A 23,193-nucleotide genomic window follows, 5' to 3' on the forward strand; every position below is an offset into this window, starting at 1 on the left:
TGGGGATAAGAGAGCGTTAAATAAGGATTTAAATATTATGCGTTTAAGTACCAATATGATTTACCATCAACGATTGCAAGACATGAATAATGCACAATCTCGTTGGATGGATGCGGGTAGCCAATTAGCATCGGGTAAACGAGTGAGTAAGCCTTCGGATGATCCACAAGCCTCATCCCAAGCGGTACGCATTAATCAATCTGAAAACCGTAATCAACAGTATGTAACGAGCCGTGGTTTTGCAAAAACAGGCATGACGTTACAAATGAGTATTTTGTCGCAAATGACTGATGTGACAACACAAATCGATACCACTATTATTCAAGCTTCAAACCAAGGTGGCTTGAGTGATAAAGATAGAAATTCACTAGCAGAACAATTAACGGGTCTTAAAGATCAGTTGGTGGCGCTGGGCAATACCACTGATGGTAATGGCCGTTATATTTTTGCTGGCTTTAAGTCAGATAAGCCACCATTTGAAACCACTGCCGATGGTGAAGTTAAATACAATGGTGGCGACAAGCCTGTTATGCAGAACGTGTCTAGCGATCGGGAAATGACCACTTATTTCACTGGTGCGCAGGTTTTTGAAACAGACGGTAGCAATGTGGTGAATGTGTTTAAATCGCTGAATGAAGGGATTAAAGCGCTTAAAATTCCTCAAGAAGATGCACCACAAGCAGATTTAGACAGAGCACAAGAAGGCATAAATGCCGCTAACAGAGGCATTAAGTTAGCACTAGACCAAGTTTCTAATATTGAAGCAAAACAAGGCTTACAACTACAAGAAATCGAAAAATTAGATTTCTTGGCTGACACGCGCACCATTCAAAATGAGCAGCGTAAAAGTGAGCTGTTAAGTACTAACTGGACAGGTACAACGACCGATTACTATAAAGAAAAAGCGATGTTTGAAGCTTCTCAAGATATCTTTAAGGACTTGAACAGCATGTCGTTATTCGGCGGCCGTTAATTCGCTTTTTTGTTTAAGTAGACCGCGTTTAAATAAATCACATTTTGAAATAATATCTTTATTTTCAGGTGTGATTTTTTTGTTATTGCAAGTTTAAAATGTCACCCCCTTTCTCGCAAAGTAAAAATACGATTCTCTTAGATTGTTATCACATAAATACATAACTCCTTTGACTAAAGTTATAAGTAAATTGGTGCTACATTCGCAGGGTATGTAAAAGGTATTATGTTAAATAATTCATTATATGAAGGATGAACCAATCGATTAATTTGTGAATTCTATATTACGAAAATTTGGCACATGACGATATTAACATTATTGGTATTACGTATCATTCTCATATAAACTTTATCTTAACATGCTCTATAGCCACCATCTGAGATAGCAGGATAAAGTTTGATGAATAAAAAAATATTATTAGTTATTACTCTCAGCTTCAGCCCATTTGGGTTGGCTGATACTGAATATGAACAAGCGGTTACTGCTTATATTGGTTATAACTGTGATTATAATGCTAAAGCATTAATTAAAGAGGGAGCTGAAACACCGTATAAAGAATTAGTAGTAGCCTGTAAAAAAGGGGCTGATGATATCAAAAAATTTATTGCTGACTGGCCTGATTTCGGGACAAATGACGGCATTATGGCATTTCAGGATACGGTTGCGCCTTATGCTGGGGAAGCGACCGCTGAAAGTGCCTATAAACATCAGATTTATCAGTACGGTGTCGGTTCGTGGGGGATTGGTTATATTCAGAGTGCCGCAGCCAAAGCGAATACTATCAAGCAATGGAAACAAGGGAAATTTAAGGTAAAATAATACCCAGCGGATAACAGGATAGAGTTTAATGAGTAAACAATATTATATTCAAAATATGTGCTGGGGCTGGTTTATAGGTGCCTTATTTTTATACTCATGTCTGGATAGTGAATTAAAATATAAAAATTTAATTTTATTCATTAGTATTTCCGGCATGGGGTTATATCCATTTGCTAAATGGGCGGTTGAGTGGCTATTCTTGAAATTCACCACTCGGGAGTTTTGGAATAGAGGATTCTTTATGGATACTCCCGGTAAAATGGGCGGATTGGCGATATATTATGGGACTGTTTTTTTATTTTCCATTCCAATTACAGTATTTTTATTATTAGGCTTATTGATAAAAAAGCTGCTAGATAAATAAGCAGCTTTTTTTATTAAACTAATTAAATGCCAATCAGTTTATTTGCGTCTTCGACCAATTTATCATCAATTAAGGCACCGACTACAGCCATAATTAAGCCGTAACCAAGAAGCCCTATAGGGCCACCCAACAAGAAGCTGAATGCAAATCCGACTACAGCTGTAGCCGCCATTCCTGCCATAATTGTTTCTGCCTTAACAAAAAATGGGCGCCAGTTATCAGTCTGGTAGGCTTTTATTAATTCTATTCTGAGATCATTAACATCAATAGCTATACCAGCATATCCCATACCTTTACTGAACCGCTTAAAGTTATTAGCAATATCTGCAACTTTTACAGATTCTAATGCTGTCGCAATAGCTTTACGGTCTTTAGCATTGATTTTTTTATTGATGTTAGCTTTGTGTTTTTCGTAAGATTTTAGTGCATCATTGGCATTGCGGGTTTTCTTTCCTTTGGCTTGGTTTGCTAATGCTTTAGCTAACTGTTCTGCCTTTTCTCCGTAAACTTTAAAGACCTCTTTGTAGAAATCAGCCACAAATTTCACCGAGTCTTTAACATCATTAAACTCTTTCTCCGCTTTACTGACGTTATTTTCAGCATTTTTTATTTTATTATTTTGTTTCGTTACTACATTTTTTAAAACATCTAAACTTTTATAATAGGCCGTCTCGTTATCAATTGCATCTTGCAACGTCCCATATTTACCTTTACCTGTCTCATCAAAGTAATATTCTGCTTCATCACCTTCACTTCTCCACTTGGCTTTAGCTTCTTCTAGTTCCAATTCTTTTTGTATGCCAACTTCTTTTTCTTTTTGAAGTTGTGATTTTTCTGACAATAAATTTAATTCACTTTTAGTTAAAGGATCATTTTATTTTTTTATTTTATCTAAATTTTTATTAATTTCTTGAGCTAATGCATCACGGCTAGAAACCAATTTCTTTTTAACTTCATCAATCTGAGAAAATAATCGTTTAAATTCTTCTCGACGTTTTTTTTGACTTCCTCTGGGACTTTAGGGGGAACCATCGGCGGTGGACTATCGTCCTCCCAAAGATCACGTAGCACACTATCATTATTATTCATATCACCTAGCTTACTATCCCACATTGATATACGACCTGATTGTTTGGGGATTTGACCTACCCATGCATGAACTGACATAAAGTTAGTATTACCATAAGATTTTTGCCATGAATGTTCTCGCCATTGATACCCCATAGAGGTCATTACTTCTCTTTCATAAGGTGTTGTATCTTCATATCGATTAGCCATAATAATTTACCCTCTTTATCCAAATAACATATTACATGTACTGTTTTTTTATACAGTCATGTGGGTATATATCAATGAAAATTATTCCCAGTGCAATAAATAAAAAGCGACATTACTATATTGGTGCTACACAGTTAAATCGCTTAAGGCTCATTTTATTAAGTCTCTGGATTTACCGCTTAACATTGCCCGTTTTACTCAGTCAGGACGATTTAAGCGCCATATACTATGGCGCTTAAATATTATGTTTCTCAAGTACTCTGGTACTCAAATTTACTCTGAAAATATAAAGTCGTTTTTCTAGCATTTGAGCGCAAATCTTAAATACGTAATTGATAACCGTTGTCAAAAACCATCAAACAAACAAATTAAACATCAGTGATAACTGTTCGAAGGCTTGGCTAATAAGACGTTCTGTGTAGCTGGGGAGAATGGAAATAAGCACGCCTAACATACTGATGCCAATTGTCAGGGTGAGGGGGAAACCGACGACAAATACGGAGAGTTGCGGGGTCATGCGGTTTAATATACCGAGGGCAAGGTTGAGGATTAAAAACAAAATAATAAAGGGCAATGCCAGCATTAATCCATTGATAAATATGGTATTAGCAAATTGTACAAAGACCCAAAAACCATCTCGATTTAAAGGAGCCGTTTGAATCGGTAGTAGGTCAAAAGAACTAACTAAAATATAAATTAGCCATAAATGGCCGTCAAAGGCGAGAAAAAGTAATAGTGTAATAAGATTTAAAATACGGCCTAGAATCGGCATGTTAGGGCCGCCAGTCGGGTCAAAAAAGGTCGCAAAAGATAATCCCATCTGCAAGCCAATTACTTCACCCGCATGGCGTACAGCAGCAAAAGCCATTTGCATCGTTAATCCCATAGCGACACCAATCACCATTTGCTGAACAATCACCCATAAACCCATAGCAGAAAACAGTGGAATATTAACTACGGGAAGTTGCGGCGATACAATCAAAACAATAAAGAACGCTAGCATGACGCGAACTTTAGTTACTGATTGTTTTTCATTAAAAAATGGCGCTGTACCAAACAGCGCCAAAAGGCGTATGAAAGGGTAAAAACCTTGGCTAAGCCACAGTGTGAGTGTTTCACTGGTGATGGTTAACATTGCTAACCAATTATAAACGGCAGATTAGTAAATAAGGCGCGTATATAGTCAGTGAGCAAGTTTAGCATCCAAGGGCCAGCGATAATTAATACCGAAATTACAGATAATATTTTAGGAATAAATGACAACGTCATCTCATTAACCTGAGTCGCGGCTTGTAGCAAACTGATAATCAAACCAGCAGCAAGGGCGGCTAGCAATAAAGGTGCTGCTAGCATTAGCGCAATCTTCATTGCTTCAGTGCCCATCGCCATAACGGATTCAGGTGTCATAATAATTCCTAATTAAAAAAGCTTTGCGATAATGAACCAAGCAACAATTGCCAGCCATCAACCAGTACAAATAGCATTAATTTAAATGGCAACGAAACAGTTGCAGGTGGCACCATCATCATACCTAACGCCATCAGAACACTGGCGACAACGAGGTCGATGATCAGGAAAGGAATAAAAATGGTAAAACCGATCTGAAATGCTGTTTTTAGCTCACTGGTAATAAATGCAGGTACTAAAATTCGCATCGGAACATCTTTAGCTTCTTGAATATCACCAATTTTGGCGATACGTGCGAACAATGCTAAGTCTGACTCACGAGTTTGCCCTAACATAAAGGTTCTAAACGGCGCAGTTCCTTTCTCTAAGGCGATTTCAAGGCTGATTTTATCTTCACTAAAAGGTTGATATGCCTCACGGTAAACCTGATCTGCCACGGGGGACATCACAAAAAAGGTGAGGAACAGAGCTAATCCTAGCAGCACTTGGTTGGGTGGTGCAGAAGGGGTACCTAGCGCATTTCGCAATAATCCCAGCACAATAATGATACGGGTGAAACTGGTCATCATTAATAGTAATGCAGGGATAAAACCAAGTAGTGTTAAAAATAGCAGTGTTTGTACAGGCAATGACCATGTTTGGCCACCATCAGCGAGCGTATGGCTGATAACTGCGGGTAGCGCTGCGAAAGCGCTGTTGGGCAGAATAAACAAGAGCGCAGCAATAACCGCGGTCGGTTTTAAAGATAACATGTGCGCTTCCGGTTACTTATAAATAGGTACAACCGAAGCCGCTTTTTTGGCGGCATCTTGTTTTTTATTTAATAAAGATTGAAACGTGAGTGGCTCTAATTGCGCATCAAATTCATTTTCTGATTGAGCAGGGTATTGATGCAACAAATTGACGGTCTGAGCCGTAACGCCGAGCACTAAATATTCATGATTAACTTCAATCACGACAACGCGCTCTTTATTACCCAGTGAACAACTGCCTTTAACATTAATAATTTGGTTTTTACCCATTTTTTTGGGTGCAAAGCCTAATTTTTTAACCAACCAAGCGCCGACAAGTATCAATAAAATAATACCGCCAAGAGACCCCGAAATTTGTATCAAACTATCATTATGATTGATAGCCGGCGCAGCAGGTTCACTTGGCATGATAGTGCTAGATAAAAATGGCGCGTTGTTCGGCGTCTGTTGCGTTTCAGTCGGTAATGTCATATTCAGTTATTCACCTGTTTATTAGCTTAGCGACTTAAGCGGCGCATACGTTCAGATGGCGTGATAATGTCAGTAATTCGAATACCATAATTATCCGAAACCACGACCACTTCACCTTGAGCGATTAAGTAACCATTGATCAGAATATCCAAAGGCTCACCAGCTAAACCATCCAGAGACACGACCGAGCCTTGAGATAGACTCAGTAATTTTTTGATAGTCATTTTAGTGCGACCCAATTCCACCGAAAGGCGAACGGGAATATCCATAATCAGATTGATATCAGATAACTGATTGAGTGGATTTTGCCCATCAAAGCTATCAAAGGCTTGCGCACCTGAGGCGGCGGATTCCGCTTTTTTTTGCAGTTCTAGTGCTTCAGCCCACAGGTCTTCAGTGTCTTGATTGGTTGATGCATCAGAAGAATTCTTCGCCTCACTCATTGGTACTTTCCTCATCTAGAGTGTTTAAAACAGGGTTAATCAAATGTTCTACGCGCAACGCATATTGGCCATTTTGGGTTCCGTATTGACTGGTCAATACCGGCACGCCATCGACATTCACCATCAGGCGGTCTGGCTTATCTATAGGGATAACATCCCCTTTTTGGAGTTGCAGTAATCGGGAAATTCGTAGCGGAATATCGACAAAATTAGCGACGAGTTCAAGTTCAGAACGTTTCACTTGAGTGACTAAATTGGTGACCCAAGCTTCATTTTCTTGATGTCCTTGCTCCACTGGCGGATTAATTAAACGCTCACGCAGTGGTTCAATCATGGCAATCGGAATACAAATACTGAATTCACCCACGGTGTTACCAATTTCGACTAAAAACGGCGTTGTAACGACAATGTCATTCGGCGACGTGGTGATATTGGTAAACTTAACTTGAATTTCAGAACGAACATATTCAACTTCGATATCGGCAATTGGCTTCCATGCATCGCGATAAGCATTTAAGGCTAATTTAAGCATTCGATTGATAATACGCTGTTCGGTATTAGTAAACTCTTTACCTTCTGAACGGACAGGGAACCGACCATCTCCACCAAATAAATTATCCACAGCGATATAAACTAGCGCGGGTTCAAATGTGAACAAGGCAGTACCACGTAAAGGTGGCATGTGAATTAAGTTTAAGTTTGTGGGTACGGGTAGATTTCGAGCAAATTCATGATATGGCTCGATTTTAATGCCACCGACCGTAATATCTGGACTACGGCGTAACATATTAAATAAGCCCATACGGAATTGACGAGCAAAGCGTTCATTAATGATTTCAAGGGATTGCATCCGCTCCCGAATAACTCGACGTTGAGTATTCGGGTCATATGGTCGGATATTATCTTTTCCTTGATGCTCGGGAGCAGGCGTATTGGTTGATGGCGCATCATCATTCAGTAGCGCATCAATTTGAGCCTGAGATAAAATATTATCGCTCATTAGAATTATCGCAGAATAAAAGTAGTAAATAGCACATCGGAAATATCCTGATCGGTATCTCCGGGGATCAAAGCAGGAGTTAGCGTACCCTTAATTTCTTTCATCAATTTTAGCTTGCCTTCATGAGTGCTCATTATTTTAGATTGTTGTTCTGAAAGCAGAAGCAATATACGGCTACGTACTTCAGGGATATATTCATGAAGTTGTTTACGTGATTTCTCATTCGCAAGACGCAAGGTGATATGGATATAGAGCACGCGATCTGGTGCGTCGCTTAACCCTGGTAGGTTAACGGTAAAAGGTTCCAGCTCCATAAAAATCGGTTGAGGCATATTAGGACGTTTTTCGTCTTCATTTGTGACATGAGCCTCTTGTTGTGTCATCCACCAGCTATAACCACCAAAACCAGCACCGGCTAGGGCGAGAAGGGCGAACAGTATGATCAACCCTTTATTCGAACTCTTAGATTCATTGCGTGAAGACGACATGTTAGCTGAATTCCTGTTTCTTAGATGCCAAACCCAAATGGGTTTTTACTTTATGATCTCTAGCATTATGGCTTGCTTGCGTAGAGTTAAAGGAGTGAAAAACGAAACAAAAAGGCGGTAACTCTGGGCTTCAGTTATAAAATCACCGCCATTTGTTTATTAATTATGCGAAAGTGTTGATGCCACCTTGGCGAGCCGTATTGTTATTAACGGAATTGATAGTATTCGCCTCACTGATCCCGACGGCACCGGCTGTTGAATGCGTCGCCGTAATTTTTCCATCATGATGGGTGGCGTTTTGCTGTTGGGAATCAGATTGTTGATTGAAATTATCTTGCCCAACCGAGCCTTGTGCTAAGTTAATGCCACTTTCTTGCAATGCACTGCGCAAAACAGGCATCATAGACTCCATAATGGCGCGCACATGACTATGAGGTGAAACGAAATGCATCACAGCTTGGTTGTCTTCAATACGCAAATGAACATTCAGGGAACCGAGTTCTTCGGGGTGTAAACGAATCTGAGCCTGTGAAATACCTTGGCGTGAGAAAAATAGCATATGTTGGCTTAGCTGTTGTTGCCAAGCTTCACTTCCCAATTGGCTATTGAGATGCAAAGTGGGTGGAGCCATTGGCGCATTCATCGCCGCTGCTTGTGCCGTTGACTGCGTAGGCATCATACTAATGGCTTGTGTTGTTGCTTGGTGAGTTTGTGAGCTAGCAAAAGCCCCAGTTTCACTTTGGATTGTAAATGCGCCTTTTGCACCACTATTGATACTGTCTGATACGATAGTTTGTAGGCTCGATAACGGTTCTTTATCGACAACTTTTTTATTCAGAGGCGCAAAGTCTTCAGTTAATTTTTTAGTGGTGATATCACGATGATTATCTAGCGAAAAAAGTGGCTGATCGCGGCGTTCATCTTTTTCATTTTTGATAAATACACCCAAAGTTGGCGCTTTTTCTTCGTCCGCTAATTCCAACTGTGAGCCAATTAAATGCTTACCATCAGTTTGTGAGGCATTTTGTATATCATCATTCAACGGTTGCATCTTCTGGGTGAATACACCGAGGGTTGTTTGCTTATCTGTAGTGATAGTTGTCGTAGATGTAGTCTGTATGCGATCGGTTAAAGATAACTTTAAATTATCTTGCCACGCTTGTTCACCCTCTTGCTTACCCGTCAGAAGCTCGGCTTTCAGTGCAGTTTGTGTGCTGTCTATTGCTAACCCGTTATCAGCGCGCAAATTACGACTGAAATTGAGCTGATCAAGGGTATTTTCAGCACTTTCTTTGGTTATTGGCGGTTGCGAAGTTGCCTCAGTTTTTGATTCAGCGAGCTTATCCGAGACAATTTGCTTATTCAGTCCATTTTCATCATTTGGCGTTTTTGTGGAAGCATCCGCTTGTGTATTTTTAGGCGCGGGTTGTTGGCTCTCTAATACGGCTTGAAATGGCAACACAGTAGCTTGATTTTCATCAGTATGTGTTTCATTTTTTTGCGAATTGGCATTTTTAGCGGTATTAGCCGGTAAAGCTGTGGGTAGTAAGTTCGCGTTGACATCCATTTATTGGATTCTCCGTAAAGTCGCTCGTTGGGCAAATTCATCCATCTGTTTTTGCTCTAAACGATTTTGACGTTGGCATTCGGTATGTTCTGCGCGTTGAATTAAGGTATCAAACGCGTTGACTCGTTGTTGTTTTTCTTGCCAATGGCGGTTGGCGTCGTTAACTCGTTGCTCCCACATAGTCAGTTGCTGTTGTTGCTGTTCAATGGTGAGCTCTAGAGTCACTAGAAATTGTTGATAATTTTGCCATTTGTCAGACGCCATCCCAGCGTGCAGAGTTTGATTTAGTTTTTGTCGGTACTCTGACTGATAATTTTCCAACATATTGAGTTGTTGGCTCATTTGCGTATGTGTTTGACGTACCTGTGCCAATACTTTCGCCGCCTCTTCGGAGGCTTTTTCAGCTAAGCTTAATAATGTGGCTAAGGCATTGTTATTTGACATTTATCCCCTCGCTATTCACTTGGAACAACCTGTATAAGTTGCTCACAAGCTGTTTGATAATCACAACGTTCATCAATATCTTGCTGTAAAAATTTAGACATACGTGGGTAATACTGAATGGCTGAATCAAGTAAAGGATCGGTTCCCATTGCGTAAGCACCGACGTTAATTAAATCTCGGTTGCGTTGGTAACTTGATGTCAGCTGTTTAAAGCGTTGAATTTTACGATAATGGTCTTTGGTGATTAATTCAGTCATTGCGCGACTGATGGAAGCCTCAACATCAATCGCAGGATAATGTCCTGATTCAGCCAAAGAACGAGAAAGCACAATGTGGCCATCAAGAATAGCGCGAGCAGAGTCAGCTATAGGGTCTTGCTGATCATCCCCTTCGGTCAATACGGTATAAAATGCCGTGATTGAGCCGCCATTTTTACCATTACCCGCTCGTTCAACTAAGGCCGGAAGTTTGGCGAAAACAGAAGGTGGATATCCCTTGGTGGCAGGCGGTTCACCGACAGCTAATGCAATTTCACGCTGCGCCATACTGTAGCGGGTAAGCGAGTCCATAATTAATAGAACACTCATACCGAGGTCGCGAAAATATTCAGCAATACGAGTGGCATAGGATGCCCCCTGCATGCGCAATAGTGGGGAAACATCCGCAGGCGCCGCGACGACAACGGCGCGCTTTAAGCCTTCGGCACCTAGAATATTTTCAATAAAGTCTTTAACTTCTCGGCCACGTTCGCCAATTAATCCAACCACAATAATATCGGCTTGAGTAAAGCGCGCCATCATACCGAGAAGCACACTTTTACCGACGCCAGAACCAGCAAATAAACCCATGCGCTGGCCACGACCGACGGTGAGTAAGGCATTAATGGCGCGGACACCAACATCGAGTACGCTATTAATTGGCGATCGTTCTAATGGGTTGATAGGTGGAGTAATTAGCGGAGCGCGTGTTTTAACTTCGAGTACGCCTTTACCATCAAGGGGATTACCCTGTGCATCTAGCACGCGGCCGAGCAGCTCATTACCCAGAGGTAATAAACGGCTAGTTTGTCCTTCATCACCAGTAGATTGTGCATAAACACGTGCACCGGGCGCAATACCTTCTAAATCGGCTAATGGCATTAATAACATGCGAGGGCCATTGAAGCCGACAACTTCACAAATGACCTCATCAGTACCGCCATTCATAGAACGCTCGATAAAACAGGTGGCGCCCAAGGGCATTTTGATGCCCTCGGCTTCCATCACCAATCCGGTGATTTTAGTCAGGCGGCCGTATTGGCGCACCATTGGAATACCTTTCATTCGAGATTCAAAACCATCGAGTGCTGCAATCCAGCGCCCTAATCGAGCGGTCATGATAAGCTCTCCGGTGCATATAACCGGCACAGTTCTTGCCAACGAGTGGCAACGGTCATGTCAATTTCGCCATCTTCAGCGACAACACGGCAACCACCAATATGCAATTTTGGATCAGCCACTAGACGCCAATTATTAAGATTCAGCAGTGAGCCAAGGTGCTGTTCAATCAACTCAAAATGATTTGGATTAACATGCAATTCCGGCTGACCACTAAAGACAGGTTTTTGCTGTAATAGGTTACTGATTTCTTCAAGTAATGCAGTACCATCACAAACGGTAGATTGGCCCAAAACTTGCTTAGCCGCAGTTAATGCAATTTGCAGCAACTTGGTGGTCACTACCGTATCAAAGGTATCTAGAGAATAATTAAACTCAGACAGCAATTTTTGCCAAGTTTCGATAACGGGCTGTTGCAGGGCGAGAGCTTGCTCGCGACCTTGTTCTTCTCCTGCTCGTAGGCCTTGCTCAAAACCGGCTTGATAACCCTCTTGCTGGCCTTTTTCATGACCTTGCTGAAAGCCCGTGCGCTGAGCCTCTGCTTTGATGTTATCCAGCAAATTAATTTGCTCTAACACCTCTTTTGGCTCAAGGCAGGGGATCTTAGGCACATCTGGCTCAGGTACATTACTTAATGAAGGAATTCCTGAGGAATTAAGCTCCCATTGATTAAGCTCACGTAGTTGCCAAGGCTGCCATTGTTCGTTTGATTTTGTTGACTTAGACATAGACATCGTCTCCACCACCTATCGCAATTTCGCCTTTTTCGACTAAACGGCGAACCACTTGTAGGATGGCTTTCTGCTCGCTTTCCACTTGTGACATACGCACTGGTGAACGAGATTCCAAATCGTCGCGAACAATTTCGGCTGCACGTGCGGCCATATTGTTGAGGAAATGGTCGCGCAGCGCTTGATTGCTGCCTTTGAGGGCAATAACCAACGAATCGGTAGAAACATCTTGTAGAACACGCTGAATGCTGCGGTTGTCCACTTCGATAAGATTTTCGAATAGGAACATTTCATCAATGATACGCTGAGCCAGCTCACCATCGTAATCACGCATTGCATCGATAACGCTTTCTTCTTGCTGATTTTTCATCAAGTTGATAATTTCTGCCGCGGTTCTTACGCCACCCATTTTGCTGCGTTTGAGATTTTGGCCATCAAGCAAGTTATTAAGAACTTCAGTCAGCTCTGCTAATGCCGCTGGCTGTACGCCACCAAAGGTTGCGATACGTAGCATAATGTCATTGCGTTGACGCTCTTCAAATAACTCTAAAACATCGGCTGCAAGGTTGCGTTTTAAGTGAACCAATATGGTTGCGATGATTTGCGGATGTTCATCACGAATGATATCGGCAACGGTTTGCGGTTCCATATAGTTGAGGCTTTCGATACCTGAAGTGGTTTCTTGTTTTTCGAAAATATCCTCGAGCAAGCTTGATGCGCGTTCTTCGCCAAGTGCTTTGATCAACACTGAACGTAGGTAATCGTTAGTGTTGATATTCAATGCTGCAAACTGAATGGCTGATTCTTCAAATTCGGTTAACACTTCCGCCAGTTCATTGTTGGAGATTTGGCGCATGTTAGACACCGCCATACTCAATTGTTGAACTTCTTTTGGATTCAGATGCTTAAATACTTCCGCAGCCTGATCTTCGCCGAGAGTCATTAGCATTACGGCGCTTTTTTCTGTTCCACTTAAACTCATTGCGATTTTCCTAACCACTGACGGATAACCATAGCCACCACTTGAGGGTCTTTTTCGGCCATTTCACGAATACGTTGACTTTGAATTTCAGCACTCACGCGTTGACGAGTCAGACGACGACGGGTTTTCTCATCCATCTCTTCATCAATTTCTTCTTCTACGACGAATGGTGCAATTTTCTGTGTCGCGACAAAAACATCGGCATCCGCTTGTGCTTGCTGTGTTTTACGGTATTTAACCCATTGAGGTTTAATACCAAAGCGCCACATAAACCAAGCAATAATGGCAATCAGCAAAATTTTTCCATAATCCAAGGCTTGGGCGATCAACTGCGGGTTATCCAGCATCGATGGCTCAGCTTCAATCGGTGACTCATCGGTAAATAATGAGTTTGTAATGTTGATTGAATCGCCTCTGTTAGCAGAGTAGCCCATCGCTTCACGGGTTAATGCATCAATTTGTTTCATCATTTCTGGTGGCAATGGTTTCATTTCTGGACCACTTTCACCTTGCTGAGAATGATAATTAACGATAACGGCGACAGAAAGCCTATCAACCACGCCGATTTGTCGCTGGGTGTGACTAATTTTGCGATCCACTTCGTAATTTGTCGTTTCATCGCTTTGCGAGTTAACTGTCGTATTACGCGTGTTAGCGGTTTGCTGTGTGTCTTTATTATCTTTATTGGTTTCTATTGGAGCATTAGGCGCGCTAGCAGGTTGGTTGGAGAGTGCACCCGGAACACCGCCTGGACCGCCGTTGCTATTTTGCGTACTTTGGCTGTTTTGGCGCGAACGGATAGCAGCATCATCAGGTTTTTGATTTGGCTTATATTCTTCGGAAGTTTGTTCAACTTTAGAGAAATCCATTTGGGCGGTAACTTGTGCATGAATATTTGCACGACCGACTAATGGCGACAGAATATCTTCAATGCGTTGTTTGAGATGTGATTCCATCTCTTTGGTCATTTTTATTTGTGCGTTGTTAGCAGATTGCTGGCTATTATCATTATTCGTTAGCAAACGACCTGTCTGATCAACTATAATCACGTTAGCGGCTGTCAGACCCGTTACGCTGCTTGACACCATATGTACGATAGCGTTGATTTGACCTTCATCAAGCATTCTGCCAGGTAATAAGCCGACGGTAACTGACGCTGTTGGTAATTTTTGTTCACGAACAAAAAGAGTCGGTTTGGGAATAGCTAAATGTACCCGAGCACTTTGTACTGGGCTAAGTGATTCAATTGTCCGAGATAATTCACCTTCTAAAGCACGTTGGTAGTTAATTTGTTCACTAAACTGACTAATACCAAACTGTTCTTTATCAAGTAACTCAAATCCGGTGTTACCACCTTTAGGTAAACCCGTTTGTGCCAATTTTAGGCGCAATTCATGGACTTTATCCGCGGGAACCAAAATGGCACTACCATTATCAGCAATTTGATATGGTACATTCATCTGAGTCAACTGACTTACAATTTCGCCACCGTCTTTAGCACTCAAATTGCTAAGCAGTACGCGATAGTCAGGGCTGCGTAACCAGAGAAGAAGGGCGACAACAATCGATATCGCTGCAGCACCGGCAATAATTAACGGTATTTTAGGATTGGCTTTTATACTCTCAACAATTGAGGCAAAACCTGTTTTGGCCTCTCCCGTATCTTTAGATGCGGCACTCATAAATATTCCCTGCTTTGCAGACTAGACGGATGAAAATACTTTTGGTGAAACAATGTTATTTCCCTCTTCGTAACGTCACTTTTTTACGCTGCTATTATTTAATGCTTTGTTGGGTTCTAATGACGGAATCAGCCCCTAATTTAGGTGTTATTTATCGGCTTCAAGTTAAAAATGGTGTGGTAGGGTAGGCAAGCTAAATAATTTTTTGAAAGAATTTACTCTATAACAAGTTGAGAAAAAGATGACAATCCAAGCAATTGAAGGCGTTTTATCACAGCTAAATGTTGTGGCGACACAAGCGACAAATCAAACTAAGCCTATCATTGAGCCTGTTGGTTTTGCCGATCACTTAGTTGCATCCGTTAATCAAATTAATCAGGTACGTAATCAATCAGCACAGAAAGTCGAAGACTTTACGCTAGGTAAACAAGATATTTCCCTAAATGATGTGATGGTTGATATGCAAAAAGCGAGCTTGAGCCTACAAATGGGGATTCAGGTAAGAAATAAGCTGGTGTCAGCTTATCAAGAAATTATGTCAATGCCTGTTTAATACATTATATAATTGATTATTATGCATTTATAGCTCTACTCATGTTTTTCTGCAATATTCATTTGTGATATTCGTATAGGATCTTAGTGGGGCGGTTTTATTTAATTATCATAATTTTTATTTCATTATTTAGTTAGAGCTTTTTATTTTGATTCTTAATATTAACGTCATTCTTTTTTAAATTAGCATTCTTCTTATCGATTTTTCATCGCCTCCCCCAGTTTTGATGATATATGGCTACAACCTCGCTGAACATGACTAAATTCTTTACTTAATTTTTTACTTAATTCTAATTGAAAATATCACGTCTCATTCAGAGTATGATAAGTTGATATGGGAATGGCACAATAAGTGATAATCAAATTATAGGATGTTGATAAAACTTAAAGTGTTAAGATATAAAAATCATTCATCTAAATACATTTAACGCTATGGTGTGCAATGAATACAATTGAACGTGTTGATTTCAAGAATAAAAAGCCTAATTTCGGTCGCTTGATTGATTATGGCTTTATCTTAGGTGACCAATGTTATGAGTATGAATGCACATTAAAAAGCAGTGGTTTTCATTTAAAAATAACTATTTCGCTTTCTGGTGTAGTTCATACAATGTTAACGGATTTGAATGCAGGAGAAGAATATACTTTACATTTAAACCCAACATCGACAGGCGAATTTGTTGGCCTTGTTCGCCAAGAGTATAATCAAATATTATCGGATATCATCGAGAAATGTTTTGATAACAATGTTTTTAAGTCAGAACTAGCCAATAAAATTATTGAGTACGTTAATGTTGAATATTCCATTGAGTTTGAATATTTATGGGCTAAATTTCCCAATAATGCGATTGTGAGACGGTTGGATAATCAAAAATGGTTTGCTGCATTATTAACCGTTGAAAGAAGTAAAATAGGCGTATCTGGTGAAGGCATTATTGAGATTATAGATTTAAAAATGCGTCCAGAAGATAAAGAAAAAATAATTGATAATGATAAATATCTCCCCGGATATCATATGAATAAAAATCACTGGTTCACTATTTGCCTAGATGGAAGGGTAAGTTTTGAAGAAATAGTTGATAAGTTGAATGCAAGTTATCATTTGGCAAAATAAAAATTATTTAAATATGCATGACTTAGATCTAAAAAATTAAATTTTATCCTAAGTAGAATATCCGTTTTCAATAGGAATGATGCTTATGATAAGTTTATCTCATCTCTCCGGGCTTTTCTTAGGAATTCTTCTCGGCTTTGTAATGCAACGTGGACGCTTTTGTATGGCTGGCGGCTTACGCGATCTCTATCTTTTTCGTGATACTCGAATGCTGATTGCAATTTTAATTGTTATCTCTATTCAGAGTATCGGCTTATTTATTTTCGCCCATTTTGAGTTGGCCAAAATTCCGACAGATGCATTTGCGTGGTTGGCTACGATTGTTGGCGGACTTCTTTTTGGTATTGGAATGGGATGTGCAGGGTCTTGCTCAACAGGTGCTTATTATCGAGCAGCAGAGGGGTTAATTGGCAGTATTTTAGCAGTAGTGGGTTTTGTTATTGCAAGTTGGTTGATTAGGCAGTCGATATTAAAAAATCTATTTCAACCGATCACCTCCCCAAAATTAGATAACAGCACTATCACTCAGACATTTAATATCCCTCCTTATATCGCTATTTTTATATTAGTCGCAATTACAGGGTTATTGGTATTTAGGTATCTCAAGAAAACGTCATCGATAAAAATACCGAGAATGAAAGCTAAAAGAATAGGAATTGCACATTTGCTCTTTGAAGCTAGATGGCATCCCTTTATTTCAGCAATAATAATTGGCGTTATTGCATTATTAGCATGGCCTTCAAGTCTTTCTGATGGGCGAATTGGCGGTTTGGGAATTAGTGGTCCGAGCGCTCAACTTTTCTCGTTAGTGACTGAAGGAAATTTGAAATTTTTTAATTGGGCTGGCTTTTTACTGATTGGTATTTTTGTTGGTTCATTTATTGCGGCAAAGGGAAGTCGAGAATTTAAATTTCGTCATCCAGGTTTTCCTGTCATTTTCAAAAGTCTAATTGGCGGCTTGTTTATGGGGGTAGGGAGTGGGTTAGCTGGTGGCTGTATGTTAGGAAATACTTTAGTGAATACAGCTTGGTTTTCATGGCAAGGTTGGGCATTTATTCCCTGTATCATTCTGGGAAGTTGGATTGTTAGTTACTTTACGATCATTCGTCCACAATATACGAAAAAGTGAGAAACAATATGAATACAGTTAAATTAGATACATGCGGCCATCTATGTCCATTTCCATTAATTGAAGCTAAAAAAGCAATAGAATTGATGGCAACGGGAGATCTACTTGTCATTGAATACGATTGTGCGCAAGCAACAGAAAATATACCTCGATGGGCAGCTGAAGAGGGACATGAAGTTGTTGAGTTTGAACAATTCGCAGATGCTCAGTGGCGCATGCAAATAAAGAAAGGGTAACATTAGCATACGGTGGCGGTATATCCGCCGCTATTACTTAACGCTATGGTAAATTTTTACGCTATTATCTTTATTTGTTATTACTAAAATGCTTTTAGTTTTTCCTTCCTTATTTAATATTTGTTATTTATATTTTACTTTATGCAAGATTTAAATCTGATTCTTACTTTGGTGCTTTATAAAATCATACAGATAAATCCTAATTACTCCGTTCTTGTGTAGTTTCTTATTTTAGTTAATGAATATTCACTCAGTCATATCAACTATTTTAATCATTAAACGAATACCATGATAGTGGTATTATCGTTTCTTTAATAATACTTTTGCTATTTATTCCGTATTATTAGGTATTCATACTTGGTTTATATGGTTGTTATTAGTTAGTTAAATCATTGTGTTATATATTGTTAGTATGTGAATTTAATGTATTATCAGTTTGGTCTTGAATTTCCCTTGGTTTCATTTTGATTATGTTCGAACCGCCATTATGGCGGTTTTTTTTATTTGATTTATTACCCAAATTTATCTCTTTAGATTTCCTACGTATTCGCACAAATTTGAGATAATTGATTATTTCAATTTTCGAGATAACCAAAGTCCACTTTGTTTCATGGAATAGCCAAACAAAACACCGACGATTAAAGATTGTATTGTTATCGCCCATTCGCCTTGAGCGGCAAATATCGCACATGCTCCAATAAATGTTCCAGGGATATAAGCAAACCATGATTTATGGGCTTGGATACACATTATAAAAGCGATAACGCCTGTGATGAGATATCCGATAACATTCGGAGAATCTTTTAGCCATAAACTGGCATGAATAATAATTAAACCCCAAGCAACACCACTAGCGACAGTGATAGCGGTTACAGCAAGTCCTTTGATGCCGTCTTTAGGATAGGCAAAATAGGCTGTACAGCCTAAAAATCCGGCCCACCCGATGAGCCCTAATGCGTCAGCAACCCATGCCCAGACGCCTGAAAGCAGTGCTGTGGTCAAAGAAAGAGAGAAAAGTATCTTCACAATTTACACTTAAAGTTATAGTTACAAGTGAGTAGAACGAATCCGTTAGTGCTGTAACGTGGTTCATCCATCAAATTTAGGCATTATTGAGCCGACTTTATGCGGTTATATTGCCCTTGCAGGGGAGTTCATCGGGGAAAAGTGCCAATATAATTGCCAAACATACAAATATTATGATTTTTATTATGTTATTACAGCCACGCTATCTAACAAAGCCAAGCATTGTATAGGGACAGGAGAAGCGTTGCAATTTGTATAAGACAAATTTATCAGCTTTAAATTAAGATGATTTAAGCTTACTGTAGATCTCCACTTTCCATTATTTGAACTTAGCTATTTTAGTGAGTCTATCGATGGAAGTATTGATGAATAACAATTGAATAATGCATAGTGGGAGTAACTGAATGAAATGGATTATTGCTGGTTTTGCTGCATTGGTTTTGGCTGGGTGTGATAATGCATCTAACGCACCGTTTGGTCTTAATTGGGGACAAACGATCGATAGTGTCAATTTTATCAAAGGCGGTGATTGTAAAGTCAATGGAGGTAAAACCATTTGCACGTTCGATAATCAAAAGCCATTCAATGATTGGAGCTATCAAAATCAGCTTATATTTGAGAGTAATAACCTTACCCAAGTGGTTACAACTCTTGTCGGTGTTGAGGATTATTCATTGCCTAAACCTAATTTTGATAATTTTACGGGTAAATTGAATAGTGAGCTTAGTTACTTAACGTCGAAGGGTTTTAATAAAGAAACGAGTAAATTAATTAGTGATAAGTGTCAGCTTGAACCGACATGTAATAAAGTTGGCGAATCATCAAAAACAACCATAGGTATGTCTAACCTTTGGATTACCATTAATCCAACGCCGATCGCGATAGTGACATATACCCAAGAGTAAATTAGTAAGACAGTTTCTGTAGTAGATTTAATTAACAGATATGACTAGTGAATAGCACCGAGAAGATGTCGGGACTATTCACTATTGAGCTATTCACTATGCACTATTAGTGAGTGGTAATTAAAAAATAACTTTAGCTGTTGTGGGTGTTAACAGCTGAATTACCAGCCAAAAGCGATACCCGCCCCCATAACAGCACTATCTGAGTTATTCCATGATATGGAACTACGTAAGTTTACGTTTTCTTTGAGTTGATACTGTGCACCAGCAGCGATCGCGGTACCATTTTTGTAGTTTCCTGCACCAACACCAGCACTAAAACGTGTATTGATTGCATATGGAATGTTGCTCATGGCGGCAACCGAGGCAATACCTGAATTAGCCTCTTTAGATCTTTTATCAATCTTGTTGTCTAGTTGATTAACTGCATTATCATATTTGCTTTCGAATGCAGTAAACTTTTTATCATTAGTTTTTTGCGTTTTTATGGCATTGGCCTTCATCGCTGTAATTATATTTTTATTTTTACTAATATCTTTATCTATATTTTTAAAACTTGTTTCTATTTTATTATTTAACTCGTAATTATTTTTATTTGTATTTTTGACTTCATCAACTAAATTATTGACTCTGTTTGCTGTTTCTATTACCGATTTATTTGTTTTTATTGAGTTTGTATATAATTGATGAATAGTGTTTTTTAGTCTATTTGGATTTTTTAAATTGGTATTATTAGGAAGCGCAGCTAATTTAGCGGGCGGCGTTAGTGGGGGAACTGGGGTGAAGGCAGTAATAAGCCCCTCAGTAAATTCTTCCAGATGTAGCATGTTTAATGCACTACTGCCTAACGCATTTTCGGTACTGATGATAGCCATAGTTGGGATAGCTTCATTTGAATCGTCTTGTTGTAATAATTTATCTTTTATCGTTGAATTCAAAGTTGTTGTTGATAAAGGTGAGATAAGGGGGACATGAGTAACAAGATCTTCGAGTTCTTTAGACGTTGATGTAATCGCTAGTGATACCTTATTTTGGTTTTCAGTTTTTACGTTTAAGTCATCCAAAGTAGGGGCCGGTTTTGAATATGTAGAATTATTGGTTTTATTTTTTAAGTTATCTAAGGAGGGAGTGGGCATATTATATGTATGAGATGTATATTCATATCCATCATCTAATTCTGCTTCATTATTAACAACTGTATTTGCTATAGTGGTATAAGATAAACTCGATAGCAAAGTAATAGTAATGCTATTTAATAATAATTTCTTTTTCATTCTGTAATTTCCATATAATTGAAAAAATAATAATTAAAATTAATAAATTAAGTTTAGTTAATTTTGCTTTTTAACGTGAAACTTAATAATAAAGAATTTTATTTTAATGGTAAAATCAGTTTTTTAATGATTTTGGTTCGGTATATCCGTGGTTGATTAAAATTAACACGGTAACATTTACAATGAAAATTAAAGTGATTAGCCTATTTTTGGTGTTTATTTATAAATTAATATATTAAAAGTGAAATTAATTTTAATTAAATTGAGTGAATTAAAAGTTACACTATAAGTTTATTATGTATTTGACTTATTTTGAATTACATAAAAATATCAATGAGTTAAGTTTTTATGGTGGTAGCAGTGTAAAACTATAATCGTGAAGGCCATGAGCTAAAAGATAAATCAAGAAAACAAGCTGTTGAATAAAGCATCTATCAAAATAATTCATCACTATTTTTTCTAATTCAGGTGTTTTTTTCTATATAACATGTTATTTTTCTGTAAAACTTGTTATGTAATCTATTTTTGTTAAGTGATTAAAACGCTGATCATGCGCTAACGTATTGAGTTATAATAAAAGATATCATCAATCAAACAGATATGACATTTTTTGCATGTAATCACAAAAATAAAAAGACGATAATATTTTATAGATATTTGAATTAAAGTAATTGAATTAATAGGATTTAAGCGATGGCAGTAAGAACGATTATTGAAATTCCTGATGAAAGATTGCGCATCAAGTGTAAGCCTGTCACAGATTTCGCGGCAGTACAAACATTAATCGATGATTTATTAGATACCATGTACAGCACTGATAGCGGTATTGGATTGGCGGCGACACAAATTGCTGAAACGTTGTCGATAATGGTGATTGATATTTCTGATGACCGTAATCAACCTATGGTGTTTATTAACCCTGAAATTATTGAAAGTGAAGGGGAAACAAGCTATCAGGAAGGGTGCTTATCTATCCCTGAGATCTACGCGGATGTTGATCGTTTTTTACGTGTCAAAGTGAAAGCTTTCGATAGAAATGGTGAACAATTTATTGTTGATAGCGATGAGTTTTTATCTATTGTGATGCAACATGAAATTGACCACTTACACGGCAAAGTGTTTATCGACCACTTATCAACATTAAAACGTAATATGCTGTTGAAAAAATTAAAGAAACAGCAACGTTTAAAGCAATAAGCTATCTGCTTATTTGTTCATTCCAAACGACTACGATATTTTAAAACCTCCCGATGAATACGATAAGTAGCGCGTGGGATTCGGGTTGAAGTATGTGGCGGTTAGATTTTAATTATCAAGTTATATAGCGAATCTATTGATTGCTAATATTTTTAAACGGAGGGTTTAAGTGCCAGCTAGAAATGCCTGACACCTGAATGCTCATTCCATGGGTTTAATAATATAAGGGGTCTCTGAATCATTAAACTGTCCGTAGCTATTATTGAGTACCCGCTTTTGTTCTAATTGCTTCATTTCTTTACTGAGAAAATTTAAATGTTTTTGTAAGTACTCTTTAGTGATACGTTCATTCTCAATAATTTGCTGCAAAAACTGAATAAATTCATCAGTAATCGGTTCTTGCTGTTCGTATTCATGGGTTAATACGGTGAGATTTTCAACCGCAAGCACATATTCTGTTTCGCGAGAAACTAGCGTCTCCCACTGTGCAGATTTGGCCAAGGCCACTAAATTTTCACTTAATACTAAGACATTACGATATATTTCTTGTAAATCGATAGGATTTTTATTGTCCACCTGATTATCTTTCATCCACATTTGCACCGATTTGCTGCCATGCAGACGCGATATCGGAGAGTAATTGGTAAACTTCTTGGACTAAAGCCACGTCGTTTTCGAGGTTGGCGCGTAATAGTTGCATGACCATATAGTCATATAAACTTGCTAAATTTTCAGCAAGCTCACCGCCAGCCTCATAATTTAGCGATTGTTTTAAGCCTGTGTCAATGATGTCGATAACTTTTGAGATTTCTTTACCTTTTTCTGCCACTTTGCCTTGCGCCATAAAGATTTCACCTCGTTTAAGGGCACTTAATGCCCCTTTAAATAAGATTTGAATCAGTTGGTAAGGTGTCGCATTGGTAATTTCACTTTCTAAGTTGACTTGTTGATAAGCTTGATTGGCCTTACGTTGATACATAATG

The 23,193-nt window shown here is 38.8% G+C and carries 28 protein-coding genes; 9 read left to right on the top strand and 19 right to left on the bottom strand.

Going from position 1 to position 23,193, the window contains the following annotated elements; translation table 11 throughout:
- Positions 1-37 precede the first annotated feature (37 nt).
- The 3 genes from flgL (at position 38) to AAZR93_RS00585 (ending at position 2,156) form a co-directional block, all read left to right on the top strand.
- Positions 38-973 carry a flagellar hook-associated protein FlgL gene (flgL, locus tag AAZR93_RS00575; RefSeq protein WP_434718669.1) on the top strand — a complete coding sequence of 312 codons (936 nt, stop codon included), beginning with the start codon at positions 38-40 and terminating at the stop codon, positions 971-973.
- 399 nt (positions 974-1,372) lie between these two features.
- Positions 1,373-1,792, top strand: a complete 420-nt coding sequence (locus AAZR93_RS00580; RefSeq protein WP_434718670.1) for a hypothetical protein — start codon at positions 1,373-1,375, stop codon at positions 1,790-1,792.
- Between the two features lie 28 nt (positions 1,793-1,820).
- Positions 1,821-2,156 carry a colicin E1 family microcin immunity protein gene (locus tag AAZR93_RS00585; RefSeq protein ID WP_434718671.1) on the top strand — a complete coding sequence of 112 codons (336 nt, stop codon included), beginning with the start codon at positions 1,821-1,823 and terminating at the stop codon, positions 2,154-2,156.
- A 22-nt stretch (positions 2,157-2,178) separates the two neighbouring features.
- Here the strand turns inward: AAZR93_RS00585 and AAZR93_RS00590 are convergent, their stop codons facing one another.
- From AAZR93_RS00590 to fliF, 15 genes are all read right to left on the bottom strand, one after another.
- Complete coding sequence (locus AAZR93_RS00590; RefSeq protein ID WP_434718672.1) at positions 2,179-2,997, bottom strand: colicin-like pore-forming protein; 819 nt, start codon at positions 2,995-2,997, stop codon at positions 2,179-2,181.
- Positions 2,998-3,071: 74 nt separating this feature from the next.
- The gene (locus tag AAZR93_RS00595) at positions 3,072-3,434 is read right to left on the bottom strand and encodes a hypothetical protein (RefSeq protein WP_434718673.1); all 363 of its coding nucleotides are present in this window, start codon (positions 3,432-3,434) and stop codon (positions 3,072-3,074) included.
- 355 nt (positions 3,435-3,789) lie between these two features.
- On the bottom strand, positions 3,790-4,569 hold the full coding sequence (gene fliR / locus AAZR93_RS00600) for a flagellar biosynthetic protein FliR (protein WP_336430851.1): 780 nt from the start codon (positions 4,567-4,569) through the stop codon (positions 3,790-3,792).
- Between the two features lie 2 nt (positions 4,570-4,571).
- The gene (gene fliQ, locus AAZR93_RS00605) at positions 4,572-4,841 is read right to left on the bottom strand and encodes a flagellar biosynthesis protein FliQ (RefSeq protein ID WP_294107765.1); all 270 of its coding nucleotides are present in this window, start codon (positions 4,839-4,841) and stop codon (positions 4,572-4,574) included.
- Positions 4,842-4,849: 8 nt separating this feature from the next.
- Entirely contained in the window at positions 4,850-5,593 is a 744-nt protein-coding gene (gene fliP / locus AAZR93_RS00610) for a flagellar type III secretion system pore protein FliP (RefSeq protein ID WP_294107763.1), read from the bottom strand.
- Positions 5,594-5,605: 12 nt separating this feature from the next.
- Entirely contained in the window at positions 5,606-6,064 is a 459-nt protein-coding gene (gene fliO, locus AAZR93_RS00615; protein WP_294107761.1) for a flagellar biosynthetic protein FliO, read from the bottom strand.
- Between the two features lie 26 nt (positions 6,065-6,090).
- On the bottom strand, positions 6,091-6,507 hold the full coding sequence (fliN, locus tag AAZR93_RS00620) for a flagellar motor switch protein FliN (protein WP_294107759.1): 417 nt from the start codon (positions 6,505-6,507) through the stop codon (positions 6,091-6,093).
- Positions 6,500-7,507 (bottom strand): flagellar motor switch protein FliM, encoded by a 1,008-nt coding sequence (gene fliM / locus AAZR93_RS00625; protein WP_336430850.1) that lies wholly within the window; start codon positions 7,505-7,507, stop codon positions 6,500-6,502. Before fliM ends, fliN begins: the two co-directional genes overlap by 8 nt.
- A 5-nt stretch (positions 7,508-7,512) precedes the next feature.
- Positions 7,513-7,995, bottom strand: coding sequence for a flagellar basal body-associated protein FliL (fliL, locus tag AAZR93_RS00630; protein WP_294107757.1), 483 nt, complete (start codon positions 7,993-7,995; stop codon positions 7,513-7,515).
- A 163-nt stretch (positions 7,996-8,158) separates the two neighbouring features.
- Positions 8,159-9,562: a flagellar hook-length control protein FliK gene (locus tag AAZR93_RS00635; RefSeq protein ID WP_434718674.1), complete on the bottom strand. Its 1,404-nt coding sequence runs from the start codon at positions 9,560-9,562 to the stop codon at positions 8,159-8,161.
- Complete coding sequence (gene fliJ / locus AAZR93_RS00640; protein ID WP_294107754.1) at positions 9,563-10,006, bottom strand: flagellar export protein FliJ; 444 nt, start codon at positions 10,004-10,006, stop codon at positions 9,563-9,565.
- An 11-nt stretch (positions 10,007-10,017) separates the two neighbouring features.
- Positions 10,018-11,382: a flagellar protein export ATPase FliI gene (gene fliI, locus AAZR93_RS00645; protein ID WP_294107752.1), complete on the bottom strand. Its 1,365-nt coding sequence runs from the start codon at positions 11,380-11,382 to the stop codon at positions 10,018-10,020.
- Positions 11,379-12,110, bottom strand: coding sequence for a flagellar assembly protein FliH (gene fliH, locus AAZR93_RS00650; protein ID WP_336430849.1), 732 nt, complete (start codon positions 12,108-12,110; stop codon positions 11,379-11,381). Before fliH ends, fliI begins: the two co-directional genes overlap by 4 nt.
- Entirely contained in the window at positions 12,103-13,095 is a 993-nt protein-coding gene (gene fliG / locus AAZR93_RS00655) for a flagellar motor switch protein FliG (RefSeq protein WP_294107748.1), read from the bottom strand. Before fliG ends, fliH begins: the two co-directional genes overlap by 8 nt.
- The gene (gene fliF / locus AAZR93_RS00660) at positions 13,092-14,777 is read right to left on the bottom strand and encodes a flagellar basal-body MS-ring/collar protein FliF (RefSeq protein ID WP_336430848.1); all 1,686 of its coding nucleotides are present in this window, start codon (positions 14,775-14,777) and stop codon (positions 13,092-13,094) included. Before fliF ends, fliG begins: the two co-directional genes overlap by 4 nt.
- Positions 14,778-15,018: 241 nt before the next feature.
- Between fliF and fliE the strand changes: the two genes are divergently transcribed.
- From fliE to AAZR93_RS00680, 4 genes are all read left to right on the top strand, one after another.
- Positions 15,019-15,330, top strand: a complete 312-nt coding sequence (gene fliE, locus AAZR93_RS00665; RefSeq protein ID WP_336430847.1) for a flagellar hook-basal body complex protein FliE — start codon at positions 15,019-15,021, stop codon at positions 15,328-15,330.
- A gap of 441 nt (positions 15,331-15,771) precedes the next feature.
- The gene (locus AAZR93_RS00670) at positions 15,772-16,443 is read left to right on the top strand and encodes an MmcQ/YjbR family DNA-binding protein (protein WP_434718675.1); all 672 of its coding nucleotides are present in this window, start codon (positions 15,772-15,774) and stop codon (positions 16,441-16,443) included.
- Positions 16,444-16,528: 85 nt separating this feature from the next.
- Positions 16,529-17,572 carry a YeeE/YedE thiosulfate transporter family protein gene (locus AAZR93_RS00675; RefSeq protein ID WP_434718676.1) on the top strand — a complete coding sequence of 348 codons (1,044 nt, stop codon included), beginning with the start codon at positions 16,529-16,531 and terminating at the stop codon, positions 17,570-17,572.
- An 8-nt stretch (positions 17,573-17,580) separates the two neighbouring features.
- A complete protein-coding gene (locus AAZR93_RS00680; RefSeq protein WP_294107738.1) occupies positions 17,581-17,808 on the top strand; it encodes a sulfurtransferase TusA family protein in 228 nt (75 codons plus the stop codon).
- A 570-nt stretch (positions 17,809-18,378) separates the two neighbouring features.
- Here the strand turns inward: AAZR93_RS00680 and AAZR93_RS00685 are convergent.
- Positions 18,379-18,834: a DUF1097 domain-containing protein gene (locus tag AAZR93_RS00685; RefSeq protein WP_294107736.1), complete on the bottom strand. Its 456-nt coding sequence runs from the start codon at positions 18,832-18,834 to the stop codon at positions 18,379-18,381.
- Positions 18,835-19,238: 404 nt separating this feature from the next.
- Here AAZR93_RS00685 and AAZR93_RS00690 point away from each other — a divergent pair, with 404 nt between their 5' ends.
- Complete coding sequence (locus AAZR93_RS00690; RefSeq protein ID WP_434718677.1) at positions 19,239-19,739, top strand: hypothetical protein; 501 nt, start codon at positions 19,239-19,241, stop codon at positions 19,737-19,739.
- 161 nt (positions 19,740-19,900) lie between these two features.
- Here the strand turns inward: AAZR93_RS00690 and AAZR93_RS00695 are convergent, their stop codons facing one another.
- A complete protein-coding gene (locus AAZR93_RS00695; RefSeq protein ID WP_434718678.1) occupies positions 19,901-21,013 on the bottom strand; it encodes a YadA C-terminal domain-containing protein in 1,113 nt (370 codons plus the stop codon).
- Between the two features lie 693 nt (positions 21,014-21,706).
- Between AAZR93_RS00695 and def the strand changes: the two genes are divergently transcribed.
- The gene (gene def / locus AAZR93_RS00700) at positions 21,707-22,210 is read left to right on the top strand and encodes a peptide deformylase (RefSeq protein ID WP_434718679.1); all 504 of its coding nucleotides are present in this window, start codon (positions 21,707-21,709) and stop codon (positions 22,208-22,210) included.
- A gap of 201 nt (positions 22,211-22,411) precedes the next feature.
- On the opposite strand, the gene fliT is transcribed toward def, so the two are convergent.
- On the bottom strand, positions 22,412-22,801 hold the full coding sequence (gene fliT, locus AAZR93_RS00705) for a flagellar protein FliT (RefSeq protein WP_336430845.1): 390 nt from the start codon (positions 22,799-22,801) through the stop codon (positions 22,412-22,414).
- The gene (gene fliS, locus AAZR93_RS00710) at positions 22,791-23,189 is read right to left on the bottom strand and encodes a flagellar export chaperone FliS (RefSeq protein ID WP_294107726.1); all 399 of its coding nucleotides are present in this window, start codon (positions 23,187-23,189) and stop codon (positions 22,791-22,793) included. The genes fliT and fliS overlap by 11 nt, the downstream gene beginning before the upstream one ends.
- Positions 23,190-23,193: the final 4 nt, after the last annotated feature.

It is taken from the genome of Providencia sp. Je.9.19 (assembly GCF_051129765.1).
Lineage (GTDB): Bacteria > Pseudomonadota > Gammaproteobacteria > Enterobacterales > Enterobacteriaceae > Providencia.

Bases quoted from the DNA above. Each gene is read 5' to 3' on its own strand.
- fliN (WP_294107759.1), bottom strand. From the start codon at position 6,507: ATGAGTGAGGCGAAGAATTCTTCTGATGCATCAACCAATCAAGACACT.
- def (WP_434718679.1), top strand. From the start codon at position 21,707: ATGGCAGTAAGAACGATTATTGAAATTCCTGATGAAAGATTGCGCATC.
- AAZR93_RS00675 (WP_434718676.1), top strand. From the start codon at position 16,529: ATGATAAGTTTATCTCATCTCTCCGGGCTTTTCTTAGGAATTCTTCTC.
- fliP (WP_294107763.1), bottom strand. From the start codon at position 5,593: ATGTTATCTTTAAAACCGACCGCGGTTATTGCTGCGCTCTTGTTTATT.
- fliE (WP_336430847.1), top strand. From the start codon at position 15,019: ATGACAATCCAAGCAATTGAAGGCGTTTTATCACAGCTAAATGTTGTG.
- fliR (WP_336430851.1), bottom strand. From the start codon at position 4,569: ATGTTAACCATCACCAGTGAAACACTCACACTGTGGCTTAGCCAAGGT.
- flgL (WP_434718669.1), top strand. From the start codon at position 38: ATGCGTTTAAGTACCAATATGATTTACCATCAACGATTGCAAGACATG.
- fliS (WP_294107726.1), bottom strand. From the start codon at position 23,189: ATGTATCAACGTAAGGCCAATCAAGCTTATCAACAAGTCAACTTAGAA.
- fliM (WP_336430850.1), bottom strand. From the start codon at position 7,507: ATGAGCGATAATATTTTATCTCAGGCTCAAATTGATGCGCTACTGAAT.
- fliF (WP_336430848.1), bottom strand. From the start codon at position 14,777: ATGAGTGCCGCATCTAAAGATACGGGAGAGGCCAAAACAGGTTTTGCC.
- fliG (WP_294107748.1), bottom strand. From the start codon at position 13,095: ATGAGTTTAAGTGGAACAGAAAAAAGCGCCGTAATGCTAATGACTCTC.
- AAZR93_RS00670 (WP_434718675.1), top strand. From the start codon at position 15,772: ATGAATACAATTGAACGTGTTGATTTCAAGAATAAAAAGCCTAATTTC.
- AAZR93_RS00595 (WP_434718673.1), bottom strand. From the start codon at position 3,434: ATGGCTAATCGATATGAAGATACAACACCTTATGAAAGAGAAGTAATG.
- fliT (WP_336430845.1), bottom strand. From the start codon at position 22,801: ATGAAAGATAATCAGGTGGACAATAAAAATCCTATCGATTTACAAGAA.
- AAZR93_RS00690 (WP_434718677.1), top strand. From the start codon at position 19,239: ATGAAATGGATTATTGCTGGTTTTGCTGCATTGGTTTTGGCTGGGTGT.
- AAZR93_RS00585 (WP_434718671.1), top strand. From the start codon at position 1,821: ATGAGTAAACAATATTATATTCAAAATATGTGCTGGGGCTGGTTTATA.
- fliL (WP_294107757.1), bottom strand. From the start codon at position 7,995: ATGTCGTCTTCACGCAATGAATCTAAGAGTTCGAATAAAGGGTTGATC.
- AAZR93_RS00680 (WP_294107738.1), top strand. From the start codon at position 17,581: ATGAATACAGTTAAATTAGATACATGCGGCCATCTATGTCCATTTCCA.
- AAZR93_RS00580 (WP_434718670.1), top strand. From the start codon at position 1,373: ATGAATAAAAAAATATTATTAGTTATTACTCTCAGCTTCAGCCCATTT.
- fliH (WP_336430849.1), bottom strand. From the start codon at position 12,110: ATGTCTAAGTCAACAAAATCAAACGAACAATGGCAGCCTTGGCAACTA.
- fliO (WP_294107761.1), bottom strand. From the start codon at position 6,064: ATGACATTACCGACTGAAACGCAACAGACGCCGAACAACGCGCCATTT.
- AAZR93_RS00695 (WP_434718678.1), bottom strand. From the start codon at position 21,013: ATGAAAAAGAAATTATTATTAAATAGCATTACTATTACTTTGCTATCG.
- fliI (WP_294107752.1), bottom strand. From the start codon at position 11,382: ATGACCGCTCGATTAGGGCGCTGGATTGCAGCACTCGATGGTTTTGAA.
- AAZR93_RS00635 (WP_434718674.1), bottom strand. From the start codon at position 9,562: ATGGATGTCAACGCGAACTTACTACCCACAGCTTTACCGGCTAATACC.
- fliJ (WP_294107754.1), bottom strand. From the start codon at position 10,006: ATGTCAAATAACAATGCCTTAGCCACATTATTAAGCTTAGCTGAAAAA.
- fliQ (WP_294107765.1), bottom strand. From the start codon at position 4,841: ATGACACCTGAATCCGTTATGGCGATGGGCACTGAAGCAATGAAGATT.